Raw genomic sequence first — 14919 nt, 5'->3', positions numbered from 1 at the left:
TTGCTTGCAGCTTGCAAGGCGGACGCGTATCCTTGATCCGTCCACGGTTGAGATTCCAATAACTCAACGGGGCGGGACACCGGGGCGGAATACAGGCCACGGATACACGCAGGAGTACGCAGGAGTCACACTGCAGGAGTCACACGAAACAATGGACAGGCCGAAGAGCATTACGCTGGCATCGCGCGCCTTGCGCACGACGCGGGCGACGGCGCTGCCGGTTTTCGCCTGGCCGTTCTTCGGCCTGGTCGTTGCCTGCACGTGCTGGGTGTACCTGATCCAGGTTCTCGACGCGGAGCGCCTGCAGTTCGAGCGCAGCGCCTATGAAGCGGCGGCGCGGGTCGCCGAAAGCCAGGCCACGCAGCTGTCGCGCGACCTGACGATGATCGACCAGATCCTCGTGCTGGTCGGCTCGCACTGGCAGGCCGTCGGCGGCAGGCCCGAGCAGCGCACGCTCGACGAGGTGATCGGGCCGGACAAGGCCATCCTCAACATTGCCGTCTTCAGCCCCGACGGCGCCATGCTGTTCACGAACAGTCCGGCCACCTGGCCGAAGCAGGAGCTCGACAGTGTCCTCCGCCTGCCTTTTTTCGCCGAACAGAAGCGCAATCCCGCGGATACGATGTTCATCGGCCCGCCAAGGAAGGTACCGGGGCTGGAACAGTACTTCATCCGGTTCTCGCGCAAGATCCTCGACGTCAGCGGCAACCTCGCCGGCATCGTCGTCATTGCCTTCGACAGCGAAGAGATGATCGCGCCGTACGACAGCGCCGTGCTCGGCAGGCACGGCTTCGTCACGTCGGTCGGGTTCGACGGCACGGCGAGGGCGTTCCGGGCGGTCGGCGAGCAGCGCAAGCTGCCCCCGTTGCCGTCATCGCTGCGGTTCGCGCTGGATAGCGCGGCCGGCAACATCTATGTCGCGGGCAGGGATTTCGGCGATGCCTTCAGCCGTTTCATCTCATGGAAGCGGGTGGACGGCTACCCGATCGTGGTGGTGGCCGCCGCCGACCAGGCGGACGCGCAGGCCGCCCTGAACGAACGGCGCCTCGCGTCGATCCGCGTCGCCGCCGGGGCCAACCTGGTGCTGATCGTGTTCGTGTTCATCGCCACGATGATGTCGATGCGCTTCCACCGCGAGCGGCGCGAGCTCGAACTGTCCCAGGCTGCCTATCGCAAGGCGACCGAGGGGGGCACGGAGGGGTTTTTCATCTGCAAGCCGGTACACGGCGGCGACAGCGCCATCGCCGATTACTGCGTGGTCGATTGCAACGAGCGGGGCGCCGGCTTCCTCGGCTCGTCGCGCCAGGCGGTTACCGGCGTGAACCTCGGCGAGCTGCGCGGCGGCCTGGCCGCCGCGTCGTTCAAGCCATTGCTGGACACGGCGCTCCGGCAGGGATCGGCCGCCGACGATTTCCAGCTCGATGCCGGCAGGGAGCGCGAGCCGCAGCATCTGCGGGTGGGCGCCGTCGAATCGCAGGGCGTGCTGGCCGTCACGGTGCGCGACGTCACGCTGGAAAAGTCGCACATGGCGGACCTGGAACGGCGCGGCAACGAAGACCTGCTGACCGGCCTGCCCAACCGGGCGTGGATCCGCGGGTACCTGCCGGGCATGCTGGAGCGGGCGGACGGGGCCGGCACGAAAGTGGCCGTGCTGTTCGTCGACCTGGACGGCTTCAAGCTCGTCAACGACACCTTCGGCCACGGCGCCGGCGACGAAGTGCTGCAGCACGTGGCCAAGCGGCTGAAGGTGGCGGTGCGGCCGAACGACCACGTGGTGCGCCTCGGCGGCGACGAGTTCGTCGTCGTGCTCGAACTGGTCGGCAACCAGTCGGAGGCCGAGCACGTGGCCGAACGCATCCTGCATGCGTTCCATGCGCCATTCTCCACGTCGAAGGGCACCGCGTCGGTCGGCACGTCGATCGGCATCAGCCTGTATCCGCTCGATGCCAGGGACATGGAGGCGCTGTACCAGCATGCCGACCTGGCGATGTACCAGGCCAAGACGTCGGGCAAGAACCGCTACCACCTGTTCAACCCGGCGTTCCACGAGGCGATGCACCAGCGTACCCGGCGCGAAAAGGAGCTGCGCGCGGCCATCGCGGAAAACCAGTTCGTGCTGCATTACCAGTCGCGGGTCGACTGCAAGAGCAGCAAGGTGACGAGCCTGGAAGCGCTGGTGCGGTGGAACCACCCCACCGAAGGACTGCTGGGGCCGGACGAATTCATCGGCCTGGCCGAGGAGACGGGGCTGATCCTGAACCTGGGCGAGCTGGTGATCGACCTGGTGTGCGCCCAGATCGCGCAATGGGCGCAGGGCGTGTACGGCCGCGTGCCGGTGTCGATCAACGTGTCGAGCCGGCAGTTCAACGAGCGCGACATCCGCGAAAGCATCGCCGGTGCGCTGGCCCGCCACGGCATCGAAGGGTCGAGCGTGGAGATCGAACTGACCGAGTCGTCGATGGTCGTCGACCCGCGCCGCACGGCCGACAACCTGCAGGCCATCCACGCGCTCGGCGTGAAGCTGCTGGTGGACGATTTCGGCACCGGCTATTCGTCGCTGTCGATGCTGCACAATATGTCGTTCGACGTGCTGAAAGTCGACAAGTCGTTCACCAGCCGCCTGGGCGTGGACGCGAACGGCGAGGTGTTCTTCCGGGCCATCATCACGATGGCCCATTCGCTGGGCATGCGCGTGGTGGCCGAGGGTGTCGAGACGGCCGAACAGGTGCGCATCCTCGAAGCGCTGCAGTGCGACGAATTGCAGGGCTTTTATCTGTTCCGGCCCGTACCGGCGGACGAATTGCCGCAATCCCTGGAGCTGCCGGTCACCGAGCTGGCGGCACGCTGAACGCGGGCACCCCTCGCGGTGCCCTCGCAATCCGATTCTTCGCGATCCCCCGCAGGCCGCGACGTGGCTCCCTGTGCGTCGGAATTCGTCCGGCAGTCCCCTGAAAATGTCGCCATTTGTCAGCAAATGTTTTCGTTTGTATTAGAAATTTATTAATGATGTGTCCGCTGTTGACGGTCGTATATTGCATCGGATTTAATCGGATTCACGCTGCTTTCATGCTCGCCAGATGTCGGCGGGAAAATACCTTTGACCGGAAATTCGGGCGCACCGCGCCCGGTGGAATCGCTACGCCCGCGCAAATGCAAACGAACGCGGCCGCTGGATTCACGCGATCGAAGACGCTTGAATTTTTTCAGCTCGATTTTCAGCTGCAACCGGCCGGCGGACGATGACTGGACATCGTCCCGGCCGTACCGACAACACATCATCAGGAGATGCACCAATGGCTTCAATCATCGGCACGACCGGTAACGACTCGATCACCGGCTACGCCAGCGCGGACAGCCTGTCCGGCCTGGACGGCAACGACACCATCCATGGCCAGGACGGCAGCGATACGGTATCGGGCGGCACCGGCGTGGATGCGCTGTACGGCGACAATGGCAACGACACGCTCAGCGGCGACGGCGGCAACGACCGCGCCGTCGGCGGCCTGGGCGACGACGTCCTGTCCGGCGGCACCGGCAACGATGACCTGTATGGCGAAGCGGGCGCGGACCGGCTCGACGGCGGCGCGGGCAAGGATTACCTGGCCGGTGCCGCCGGGGCCGACGTGTACCTGTTCGGCAAGGGCAGCGGCCAGGATACCGTCTATAACTACGACAGCGATGCGGTCGGCGCGAATGCCGACAAGGTGCTGCTCGGTGCCGGCATCGCCACCACCGGCATCACGCTGCTGCGCTCGTACAACGACCTGGTGCTGAAGATCAACGGGACGGACGACCAGCTGACGGTGCAGGGATATTTCAGCAGCGACGCTACCACCGCTTCGGTGGTGGAGACGATCCAGTTCGCCGACGGCACCATCTGGAACGTGGCGACAGTGAAGAGCAAGGTGCTGGCCGCCACGGCCAGCAACGATACGATCACCGGCTATGCCAGCGCCGACAGCCTGTCCGGCCTGGACGGCAACGATACCGTCCAGGGCAACGGCGGCAACGACACCATGGCGGGCGGCACGGGTGCCGACACCCTGTACGGCGACGATGGCAACGACAGCGTCAACGGTGACGCGGGCAACGACCGTGGCCACGGTGGCGCCGGCGACGACTCTCTGGCCGGCGGCACCGGCGACGACGAACTGTACGGCGACGCCGGCGCGGACCGGTTCGATGGCGGCGCGGGCAAGGACTACCTGTCCGGCGGCGCCGGCGCGGACGTGTACCTGTTCGGCAAGGGCAGCGGCATCGATACCGTCTACAACTACGACGGCGATGCGGTGGGCGCGCTGGCCGACAAGGTGCTGCTCGGCACCGGCATCACCACGGCCGGCGTGACGCTGCAGCGCTACTACAACGACCTGATCCTGAAACTGAACGGCACCAGCGACCGGCTGACGATCCAGGGGTACTTCACCACCGACGCTTCCACCAGCTCGGCGGTGGAAACCATCGAGTTCGCCGACGGCACGGTCTGGAACGTGGCGGCGGTGAAGAGCAAGGTCCTGGCCGGCACGGCCAACTACGATGCGATCACCGGCTACGGCACCGCGGACAGCCTGTCCGGGCTGGACGGCAACGATACCGTCAACGGCAACGGCGGCAATGACACCGTGGCCGGCGGCACCGGCGCCGACACGCTGTACGGCGACGAAGGCAACGACAGCGTGTCCGGCGATGCGGGCAGCGACCGCGCCTGGGGTGGCGCCGGCAATGACTCGCTGGCGGGCGGCAGCGGCGACGACGACCTGTACGGCGAAGCGGGCACCGACCGCCTCGACGGCGGTACCGGCAGGGATTACCTGGCCGGCGGCACGGGGGCGGACGTGTACGTGTTCGGCAAGGGCAGTGGCCAGGATACCGTCTACAACTACGACAGCGATGCGCTGGGCACGGATGCCGACAAGGTACTGCTCGGCAGCGGCATCGCGCCGGCCGGCGTCACGCTGCTGCGCTCGTACAACGACCTGATACTGAACATCAACGGCACGGACGACCAGCTGACCATCCAGGGCTATTTCACCGGCGAGGGCACCACCGCGTCGGCGGTCGAAACGCTCCAGTTCGCCGACGGCACGGTGTGGAATGTGGCCGCCGTCAAGGCCAGGCTGTCGAATCCGCCCGTTCTCCCGTCGAAAACGATCTATGGCACGGCGCTGGGGGAAAACCTGACGGGCGATGCCGGCAACGACTACCTGTACGGCTATGCCGGCAATGACCGCCTCGATGGCGGTGCGGGCAACGATTACCTGGATGGCGGCGCGGGCAACGATACCTACCTGTTCGGCGTGGGCTCGGGCCGGGATACCATCAGTGCTTACGACAGCACGGCAGGCAAGGTGGATGCGATCGTGCTGGGCGCGGGCGTGACGGCCGCGAACCTGACGGTCACGCGCGACAGCTCCACGCTGGTATTGAAGATCAACGGCACGCCCGACGAGCTGCGCGTCAGTAACTACTTCTACAACGACGCGGCGGGCAGCTACCAGCTCGAGCAGATCCGGTTCGCCGACGGGACCACGTGGAACGTGGCGGCGGTCAAGGCAAAGGCGCAGGTGGCCACGGCCGGGAACGACGTGCTGTATGGCTATGCCACGGCGGATGCGCTGGCTGGCCTGGGCGGCAACGACACGCTGTACGGCGCCGCCGGCAACGACACGCTCGATGGCGGCGCGGATGCCGACACCCTGTATGGCGAGGACGGCGACGACAGCCTGGTGGGCGGCGCCCACGACGACCGCGTCGACGGTGGCAACGGCCACGACACGGTTCTGGGCGGCACCGGCAGCGACGCGCTGTATGGCAACGCCGGCAATGACCGGCTCGACGGCGGCGCCGGCAACGACACGCTGGACGGCGGCGCGGGCAACGACGTCTACCTGTTCGGCTGGGGCGCGGGCAACGACACGATCAGCGCCTACGACGCCACGGCCGGCAAGGTCGACGCGATCCAGCTGGGCGCGGGCATCCTGCCGACCAGCGTGACGGCGACGCGCGATGGCTCGTCCCTGGTGCTGAAGCTGAGCGGCACCGGCGAAGAGCTGCGCGTTGCCAGCTACTTCAGCGGCGACGGCACGGGCGGCTACCAGGTAGAGCAAGTCAGGTTCGCCGACGGCACGATCTGGGACGTGGCCACGGTGAAAGCGAAGGTGCGGGCCGGCACGGCCGAGAACGACGTGCTGTCCGGCTATGCCACGGCGGATGCGCTGGCCGGCCTGGGCGGCAGCGACACCCTGTACGGCGCCGCCGGCAACGACACGCTCGATGGCGGCACGGATGCCGACACCCTGTATGGCGAAGACGGCGACGACAGCCTGGTGGGCGGCGCGCACGACGACCGGCTCGACGGCGGCAACGGACACGACACGCTGCTGGGCGGCACCGGCCGCGACGCGCTGAACGGCTACGCCGGCAACGACCGGCTCGACGGCGGCGCCGGCGACGACACGCTGGACGGCGGCACGGGCAACGATGTCTACCTGTTCGGCTGGGGTGCGGGCAACGATACGATCAGTTCCTACGACAGCACGGCAGGCAAGGTGGACGCGATCCAGCTGGCCGCGGGCATCCTGCCGACCAGCGTGACGGCGACGCGCGACGGCTCGACCCTGGTGCTGAAGCTGAGCGGCACCGGCGAAGAGCTGCGCGTTGCCAGCTACTTCAGCGGCGACGGCACGGGCGGCTACCAGGTCGAGCAGGTCAGGTTCGCCGACGGCACGATCTGGGACGTGGCCACGGTGAAGGCAAAGGCGCTGGCCGCCACCGCCGAGAACGACGTGCGCACCGGTTATGCGACGGCCGATACGATATCGGGGCTGGGCGGCGAGGACACGCTGTACGGCGCTTCCGGCAACGACAGGCTGAACGGCGGAGCGGACAACGATACGCTGTACGGCGACGAGGGCGACGACACCATGGATGGCGGCGCGCATGCCGACTACCTGGCCGGCGGCGCGGGCAACGACGTCTACATCGTCGACAACAGCAGCGACCGGGCGATCGAGTACTCCGCCAGCGGCAACGACACGGTGCAGAGCACCGCCAGCTTCGTGCTCGAAGCGAACGTGGAGACCCTGGCGCTGCTCGGCAACGCCGCGATCAACGGCACGGGCAACGCCCAGGCCAACACGATCACCGGCAATGCGGCCGCCAACATCATTGCCGGCGGCGGCGGCGCCGATGCGCTGACGGGCGGGGGCGGCAACGACATCTTCGACTTCAATGCCCTGGCCGACTCGGGCGTGACGGCCGGCACCTGGGACGTGATTGCCGACTTCGTGCGCGGGGCCGACAAGCTCGACCTCGCCACGCTCGACGCCAATACGGCGACGGCGGCGAACGATACGTTCACCGGCTTCATTGCCAGCGGTGCCGCCTTCACCCAGGCCGGCCAGCTGCGCTTCGCGGACGGTGTCCTGTACGGCAACACCAACGCGGACGCCGCGGCGGAGTTCGCGATCAAGCTGACCGGTATCGCGGCGCTCAATGCGGCCGATGTGGTGATGTAACGGCGGCCGTTGCGGCGGGCCGCTTGCGCGGCCGCTCGCCGCGTTCAAACATGCCTTGACTTCGAGTGCGCTCTAACCCGTAGCCTGTGTTCGTGCATGACCCCATGCACCCGCGCGATGGCGCGGCCCCATCACGGCAATCATGGAGGCAACGAGCAATGGCGAACAAGACATCGGCGGTTCCAACGGGTATCTCGGCGGGTATTTCGGCCGGCATTTCGGCCAGCCTGTTACTGGCGGGCGCACTGGCCGATACCTCGGCCCTGGCGGCTGAGCCGGCGGCAGGGCAGGAGACACGGCGCGCGTGCGGCGAAGCCGCCCTGGCAAAGATTACCGGGTCCGAAGGGCGCTCTGTCGTGGAAGGCATCCGGCGCACGTCGCCGGAACTGGGCGACTGGATCGTCGACTTCGCCTATGGCGACGTGTTCTCCCGCCCCGGCGTCTCGCTGTGCACGCGGGAACTGGCGACCGTGGCGGCCCTGACCGCCCTCGGCAATGCCCAGCCGCAGTTGAAGGTGCATGTCGAGGGCGCGCTGAACGTGGGCTGCAAGCCCGACGAGATCGTGGAGATCATCATGCAGATGGCCGTCTACGCCGGGTTTCCCAGCGCTTTGAACGGCATTGCCGCGGCGAGGGAGGTGTTCGAGAAGAAGGGCGTGCAGACTTCCGCGATGAAAGCGGCGGCGGAAGCCGCAGCACCTGCGCCCGGCCCGTAACGCCTGTGCCGACCGTGTCACCTGTATCGCTTGTGCCGCGGCGCCAGTGGCCCTACAGTTGCAGGGCCATCCACCTCTTCCCATCGACATGGAACCACACCTGAGCATCGACGAGGTTGCCCGGCGCACCGGCCTGACGGCGCATACGCTGCGCTACTACGAGCGCATCGGCCTGATCGCCCCGGTCGGCCGCGCCGGCGGCGGCCAGCGGCGCTACGCGGCCGCCGACCTCGCCTGGATCGAATTCCTGCTGCGCCTGCGGACCACGCGCATGCCGATCAATAAAATGCGTGCGTTTGCCCGGCTGCGGGCGGCCGGCGACGCCACCATCCCGGAGCGGCGCGTGCTGCTCGAAGAGCATCTTGCCGACGTGCTTGCGGAGATCGAAGCGATGCGCGGCGCCGCCGGTGTGCTGCAGGAAAAGATCGGGTACTACCGCGCCGCCGAAGGCGAATCGGCGCTGGATGCCGCTTGCCGCGCGTCCGCCCGGACGCGCGCGGCTTAGAACCCAACCTGGTACCGGGCGATGCGCCGACGCCGGACGAACCTGCCATCCGGATTGGCAGCAGGAAGTCCTGAAGCTTCACCGGCGGCAAGGGCGTGGACGTGACGATCGACGTCGCCGGCGGAGATGGCCCGCCTGCAGGTATGGAACTTACCGGGCCTTGGCAAGCTGGCTGGCGTCCGCCGGCCCTTCGATACCTGCGGCCTGGCTGCGTTCACCGCTGACGATACGGTATGCAACACCCGCCAGCGCGGCGCCCAGCAGTGGCGCAATCCAGAACAGCCACAGCTGCGATATCGCCCAACCGCCCACGAATAGCGCCGGCCCGGTGCTGCGTGCGGGATTGACCGATGTGTTGGTCACCGGAATACTAATCAGGTGAATCAAGGTGAGAGCCAGGCCGATGGCAATCGGTGCAAAACCTGTCGGCGCCCGCTCGTCCGTCGCGCCAAGGATGATCATCAGGAAAAAGAACGTCATCACGAACTCGCATACCAGGGCGGCGGTAAGCGAATAGCCGCCAGGGGAATGCTCGCCATAGCCGTTCGAGGCAAAGCCAGCCGAGACGTCGAATCCCGCCTTGCCCGAAGCAATCAGATACAGCACGCCGGCTGCAACGATTGCGCCGGCCACCTGGGCGACGATGTATGGCAGCAGGTCTTTCGCCTTGAAGCGCCCGCCGATCACCAGTCCCACCGAGACGGCAGGATTGAGGTGGCAGCCGGAGACATGGCCGATCGCATAGGCCATCGTGAGAACGGTGAGACCGAAGGCGAGCGACACACCGGCAAAGCCGATGCCCAGTTCCGGGAAGGCAGCTGCCAGGACGGCGCTGCCGCACCCTCCCAGAACAAGCCACATGGTGCCGAAAAACTCGGCGGCGAGACGGTTTGTCAATGGCATTTCAGCTCCGATACAGTTGGTGGATAGCAGGATGAAACTGATCGTTTGTCGAAATCTGTTTGATACGGAAAGTTTCAGCAATAGTGCAGGAGTAGGCAACCTATGTCTATAACAATGACAATTCATTGTCGTACCCGCGCACTGGAGTGCAGCAACGCGGACAGGGCCGTTGCACGCATTTGCGGCAGCGCCATTTTTTCGCTATAATGAGTGCTCACTCATTAATTGCACCCACTGTCCACCATGGCCCGCCCCAAGAGCGAAGAGAAACGCCAGCACCTGCTGCATGCCGCCGCCGAAGCGATCGCGCAGCGCGGCGTCGGTGCGCCGACGGCGATGATTTCCAGCATGGCCGGGGTGGCGGAAGGTACGCTTTTCCGTTACTTCCCGAACAAGGAAGCGCTGTTCAACGAGCTGTATCTGTACCTGTTCGAGAACATGTGCGCTTCGCTTGCCGAAGCACTGGACCTGTCGCAGCCGCTGGCCCAGCGTGCACAGGGGCAGTGGAACGCCTACATCGACTGGGGCATCGCGCATCCAGTCTGGTACAAGGCGATCAACCAGCTTGCCGTGACAGACATCCTGACAGCGCAAACGCGCGAAAAGGAGCTGTCGCTGTTTCCGGACGTGGCGCTGGTGGAAGCAGGCACGAAAGGCGAATTGTTCGGACACCTGAATCCGGACTTCAGCGATGCCGTGTTCCTGGCCATTGCCGCTGCCACGCTGGCATTCGTCGCGCGCGAACCCGCGCGTGCCGAGGAATACAAGCTCAGCGGTTTCAAGGCGTACGCGCGCGTTTTCCTGCCCAATGCATGAAGCTCCACAAAAAATTTCTCCAATAAATGAGTGAGTAGTCGCTAATAAACGATCACCAGTCACCGATAAAAACAGTCACGACCAGTCCAGACGGAATCTCCCATGAAACCAATAACCAGTCACCGGCCTGCCGCCGGCATCCTTTTCCTCGCATGCGCGGCGGCGCTGACCGCCGGCTGCGACTCCGACAAGCAGCAACAGGCCGGCGCGCCGGGCGGCAAGATGCCGCCGCCGCAGGTGGCCGTATATACCGTGAAGCAGGAAGCGCTGCCGGTGGTGACGGAGCTGCCGGGCCGCACGTCCGCGTTCCAGATCGCCGAGGTGCGCCCGCAGGTGGCCGGCATCGTGCAGAAGCGCCTGTTCACCGAAGGCGCCGACGTGAAGGCCGGCACCCAGCTGTACCAGATCGACCCGGCCACGTACCAGGCCACGTTCAGCGCCGCGAAGGCCGCGCTGGCGCGCGCCGAAGCAAACCTGCTGACGGCCGGTCCGAAAGTGAAGCGCTACAGGGAACTGGTGGAGATCGAGGGCGTGAGCCGCCAGGATTACGACGACGCGGTAGCTGCCGAAGCCCAGGCGCGCGCGGATGTGGAATCGGCCAGGGCGCAACTGCAGACGGCCCGCATCAATGTCGAGTACACCAGGGTGCAGGCGCCGATCTCGGGCCGCATCGGCCGCTCGAATGTGACGCCGGGCGCGCTGGTGACGGCCGGCCAGGAAACCGCGCTGACCACCGTGCAGCAGCTGGACCCGATCTATGTCGACGTGACCCAGTCGAGCGAAGACTTGCTGCGCCTGAAGAAATCGCTGGAAGGCGGCGGCGTGAAGAAAGCCGAAGGCAAGGTCACTTTGCGGCTGGCCGACGGTTCGACGTATGCGCAGGCAGGCAAGCTGCAGTTCGCCGACGTGGCAGTGGACCCGGGCACCGGCAACGTCACGCTGCGCGCGCTGTTCCCGAACCCGAAGCATGACCTGCTGCCGGGCATGTTCGTGCGCGCCGTCGTCGAAAACGGCGTGAACGAGCAAGCCATCGCCGTGCCGCAGCAGGGTGTGACGCGCAACCAGAAAGGCGAAGCGACCGCGCTGGTGCTGAACCAGCAGGGCATCGTCGAGCAGCGCGTGATCGCCACCACCGGCACGCTGGGCGACAGGTGGCTGGTGAAATTCGGCCTGGCCGCCGGCGACCGCGTGATCGTCGAGGGCATCCAGAAGGTGAAGCCGGGCGCGCCGGCCGTCGCCGCCGCCAATCCCGCGGCGCCTGCCACCGCCGCCAACAAGCCGGCCGCGGTGCAATAAGGAGTACATCACATGGCAAGATTTTTCATCGATCGCCCCATCTTCGCGTGGGTGATCGCCATCGTCATCATGCTGGCCGGCGTGCTCGCGATCCGCGGGCTGCCGATCGCGCAGTACCCGAGCATCGCGCCGCCGACGATCCAGATTGCCGGTGCCTACCCTGGTGCGTCCGCGAAAACCGTGGAAGATGCCGTGACCCAGGTCATCGAGCAGAAGATGAAGGGCATCGACGGCCTGCGCTACATGTCGTCGAATTCCGATACCACGGGCGCCGTCAGCATCACGCTCACGTTCGCCAACGGCACCGATCCCGACATTGCCCAGGTGCAGGTGCAGAACAAGCTGCAGCTGGCCACGCCGCTGCTGCCCGCCGAGGTGACGCAGCAGGGCCTGGTGGTCTCGAAGGCCACCGTGAACTTCCTGCTGGTGCTGGGCTTCGTATCCGAGGACGGCAGCATGAACAATGCCGACATCGACGACTACGTGGCATCGAGCGTGCTCGAACCGCTGTCGCGCGTGCAGGGCGTGGGCGAGATCACCCACTTCGGTTCGCAGTACGCGATGCGCATCTGGCTCGACCCGGCGAAGCTGACCAGCTACCAGCTGACCCCGAGCGACGTGATCGCGGCCGTGCAGGCGCAGAACGCCGAAGTCTCGGCCGGTGAACTGGGCGGCGCGCCGTCCGTGCCCGGCCAGCAGCTGAATGCCACGATCACCGCGCAAAGCCGCCTGCAGACCGCCGAACAGTTCGGCGCGATCCTGCTGAAGACGCAGGCGAGCGGCGCCACCGTGCACCTGCGCGACGTGGCAACGATGGAACTGGGCAGCGAGAACTACAACAGCGTGGTGCGCTTCAACGGCAAGCCGGCCGCCGGCCTGGCGATCAAGCTGGCCACCGGCGCCAATGCGCTCGATACCGCCGAAGCCGTGAAGGCGCGGGTCGACGAGATGGGCAAGCTGTTCCCGCAAGGGATGAAGGCGGTGGTTGCCTTCGACACCACGCCGTTCGTCAAGCTGTCCATCGAGGAAGTGGTGAAGACGCTGGTCGAAGCGGTGGTGCTGGTGTTCCTGGTGATGTACCTGTTCCTGCAGAACTTCCGCGCCACGCTGATTCCGACGATGGCGGTGCCGGTGGTGCTGCTGGGTACCTTCGCCGTGCTGTCGGCGCTGGGTTACTCGATCAATACGCTGACGATGTTCGCCATGGTCCTGGCCATCGGCCTGCTGGTCGACGATGCGATCGTGGTGGTGGAAAACGTCGAGCGCGTGATGACGGAAGAGGGCCTGTCGCCGAAGGAGGCGACCAAGAAATCGATGGGCCAGATCACCGGAGCGCTGGTCGGCATCGCACTGGTGCTGTCCGCCGTGTTCGTGCCGATGGCGTTCTTCGGCGGTTCCACCGGCGTCATCTATCGCCAGTTCTCGATCACGATCGTGTCGTCGATGGTGCTGTCGGTGATCGTCGCGATGGTGTTCACGCCGGCGCTGTGCGCCACGTTCCTGAAACCGGTGGAGAAGGGCCATCACCTGACCAACCGCGGCTTCTTCGGCTGGTTCAACCGCAGCTTCGAAAAGAGCACGAACAAATACCAGGGCGTGGTCGCCACGATGATCCGCCGCCGCGTGCCGTCGCTGCTGCTGTACGGCGCGCTGCTGGCGGTGCTGGCGGTGGTGTTCATGCGCCTGCCGACGTCGTTCCTGCCGGAAGAAGACCAGGGCGTGCTGTTCACGCAGGTGCAGCTGCCGTCCGGCGCCACGCAGGAGCGCACCCTGAAAACCATCCAGGAAGTCGAGAAGCATTTCCTCGTCAACGAGAAGAACAATGTCGAATCCGTGTTCTCCGTGGCGGGCTTCTCGTTCGGCGGCAATGGCCAGAACAACGGCATGGCCTTCGTCAAGCTGAAGGACTGGGCCGAACGGCCGGGCGACGAAAACACCGGCGCCGCCGTGGCGGGCCGCGCGATGGGCGCGCTGCTGCAGTTGCGCGATGCGATGGTGTTCACGTTCTCGCCGCCGGCGGTCATGGAGCTGGGCAATGCGGGCGGTTTCGACCTGCACCTGACCGACACCGCCGGCATCGGCCACAAGGCCCTGATGGCGGCGCGCGACCAGCTGCTCGGCATGGCCGCGCAGAATCCGAAGGTGGTTGGTGTGCGTCCTAACGGACAGGAAGACACGCCGCAGTACAAGATCACCATCGATCACCAGAAGGCCACCGCGCTGGGGCTGACGGTGGCCGACGTGAACCGCGTGCTGTCGGTGGGCTGGGGTTCGTCGTACGTGAACGACTTCGTCGACCGCGGCCGCGTGAAGAAGGTCTACATGCAGGGCACCGCCGAATCGCGCATGCTGCCGGAAGACCTGGACAAGTGGTTCGTGCGTAACGCGAGCGGCGAAATGGTGCCGTTCTCCGCCTTCGCCAGCGGCGAGTGGATCTATGCTTCGCCGCGCCTGGAGCGCTACAACGGCATCTCGTCGATGAACATCCAGGGCAGCCCGGCACCGGGCGTGAGCTCGGGCGTGGCGATGGCCGAGATGGAAAAGATGATTGCCCAGCTGCCGCCGGGCGTCGGCTACGAATGGACCGGCCTGTCGATCGAGGAACGCGACTCCGGCGCGCAAACGCCGATGCTGTACTCGATCTCGATCCTGATCGTGTTCCTGTGCCTGGCCGCGCTGTATGAAAGCTGGTCGGTGCCGTTCTCGGTGCTGCTGATCATCCCGCTGGGCATCATCGGCACCGTGATCGCGACATGGGGCTTCCACTTGGCTAACGACGTGTACTTCCAGGTCGGCCTGCTGACCGTGGTGGGCCTGTCGGCAAAGAACGCGATCCTGATTGTGGAATTCGCCAAGGAGTTGCAGGAATCGGGCATGGCGCTGCGCGAGGCCACGCTGGAAGCCGTGAAGATCCGCCTGCGCCCGATCCTGATGACGTCGATCGCCTTCGGCCTGGGCGTACTGCCGCTGGCGATCGCAAGCGGTGCGGGTTCCGGCAGCCAGAACGCGATCGGCATCGGCGTTCTGGGCGGCATGCTGTCGGCGACGTTCCTCGGCATCTTCTTCGTGCCGGTGTTCTTCGTGCTGGTGCGCAGCATGTTTACGCCGAAAGACGTGAAAAATCCGGAACCGCCCGCAAGTACCATTGCCAATGAAACGAACTGAC

The 14919-nt window shown here is 65.9% G+C and carries 9 protein-coding genes; 7 read left to right on the top strand and 2 right to left on the bottom strand.

Translation table 11 applies throughout. The features are described 5' to 3' along the window. Window positions 1-151 precede the first annotated feature (151 nt). On the top strand, window positions 152-2848 hold the full coding sequence (locus tag FHS02_RS13740; protein WP_137317013.1) for a bifunctional diguanylate cyclase/phosphodiesterase: 2697 nt from the start codon (window positions 152-154) through the stop codon (window positions 2846-2848). Window positions 2849-3000: 152 nt separating this feature from the next. On the opposite strand, the gene FHS02_RS13735 is transcribed toward FHS02_RS13740, so the two are convergent. Next, on the bottom strand, window positions 3001-3291 hold the full coding sequence (locus FHS02_RS13735) for a hypothetical protein (RefSeq protein WP_175424948.1): 291 nt from the start codon (window positions 3289-3291) through the stop codon (window positions 3001-3003). A gap of 2 nt (window positions 3292-3293) precedes the next feature. On the opposite strand from FHS02_RS13735, the gene FHS02_RS13730 reads away from it, so the two are divergent. From FHS02_RS13730 to FHS02_RS13720, 3 genes are all read left to right on the top strand, one after another. Then, window positions 3294-7517 (top strand): beta strand repeat-containing protein, encoded by a 4224-nt coding sequence (locus tag FHS02_RS13730; protein WP_175424949.1) that lies wholly within the window; start codon window positions 3294-3296, stop codon window positions 7515-7517. Window positions 7518-7675: 158 nt separating this feature from the next. After that, window positions 7676-8233: a carboxymuconolactone decarboxylase family protein gene (locus tag FHS02_RS13725; protein WP_137317015.1), complete on the top strand. Its 558-nt coding sequence runs from the start codon at window positions 7676-7678 to the stop codon at window positions 8231-8233. Between the two features lie 88 nt (window positions 8234-8321). Beyond that, window positions 8322-8738: a MerR family transcriptional regulator gene (locus tag FHS02_RS13720; RefSeq protein ID WP_137317016.1), complete on the top strand. Its 417-nt coding sequence runs from the start codon at window positions 8322-8324 to the stop codon at window positions 8736-8738. A 150-nt stretch (window positions 8739-8888) separates the two neighbouring features. Here the strand turns inward: FHS02_RS13720 and aqpZ are convergent, their stop codons facing one another. Further along, the gene (aqpZ, locus tag FHS02_RS13715; RefSeq protein ID WP_137317017.1) at window positions 8889-9641 is read right to left on the bottom strand and encodes an aquaporin Z; all 753 of its coding nucleotides are present in this window, start codon (window positions 9639-9641) and stop codon (window positions 8889-8891) included. A gap of 225 nt (window positions 9642-9866) precedes the next feature. On the opposite strand from aqpZ, the gene FHS02_RS13710 reads away from it, so the two are divergent. The 3 genes from FHS02_RS13710 to FHS02_RS13700 all read left to right on the top strand — a co-directional run bounded on the left by FHS02_RS13710 (window position 9867) and on the right by FHS02_RS13700 (window position 14918). Then, a complete protein-coding gene (locus FHS02_RS13710; RefSeq protein WP_221403850.1) occupies window positions 9867-10457 on the top strand; it encodes a TetR/AcrR family transcriptional regulator in 591 nt (196 codons plus the stop codon). Between the two features lie 102 nt (window positions 10458-10559). Then, window positions 10560-11753 (top strand): efflux RND transporter periplasmic adaptor subunit, encoded by a 1194-nt coding sequence (locus FHS02_RS13705; RefSeq protein ID WP_137317019.1) that lies wholly within the window; start codon window positions 10560-10562, stop codon window positions 11751-11753. A gap of 12 nt (window positions 11754-11765) precedes the next feature. Further along, window positions 11766-14918 carry an efflux RND transporter permease subunit gene (locus FHS02_RS13700; RefSeq protein WP_137317020.1) on the top strand — a complete coding sequence of 1051 codons (3153 nt, stop codon included), beginning with the start codon at window positions 11766-11768 and terminating at the stop codon, window positions 14916-14918. Window position 14919 lies beyond the last annotated feature (1 nt).

This window comes from Pseudoduganella umbonata (genome assembly GCF_014192225.1).
GTDB lineage: Bacteria > Pseudomonadota > Gammaproteobacteria > Burkholderiales > Burkholderiaceae_D > Rugamonas > Rugamonas umbonata.
Note: the sequence above shows the minus strand (reverse complement) of the source record. Positions and strands in the feature narration are given on the sequence as shown.

Bases quoted from the DNA above. Each gene is read 5' to 3' on its own strand.
- FHS02_RS13740 (WP_137317013.1), top strand. From the start codon at position 152: ATGGACAGGCCGAAGAGCATTACGCTGGCATCGCGCGCCTTGCGCACG.
- FHS02_RS13730 (WP_175424949.1), top strand. From the start codon at position 3,294: ATGGCTTCAATCATCGGCACGACCGGTAACGACTCGATCACCGGCTAC.
- FHS02_RS13725 (WP_137317015.1), top strand. From the start codon at position 7,676: ATGGCGAACAAGACATCGGCGGTTCCAACGGGTATCTCGGCGGGTATT.
- FHS02_RS13720 (WP_137317016.1), top strand. From the start codon at position 8,322: ATGGAACCACACCTGAGCATCGACGAGGTTGCCCGGCGCACCGGCCTG.
- aqpZ (WP_137317017.1), bottom strand. From the start codon at position 9,641: ATGCCATTGACAAACCGTCTCGCCGCCGAGTTTTTCGGCACCATGTGG.
- FHS02_RS13705 (WP_137317019.1), top strand. From the start codon at position 10,560: ATGAAACCAATAACCAGTCACCGGCCTGCCGCCGGCATCCTTTTCCTC.
- FHS02_RS13700 (WP_137317020.1), top strand. From the start codon at position 11,766: ATGGCAAGATTTTTCATCGATCGCCCCATCTTCGCGTGGGTGATCGCC.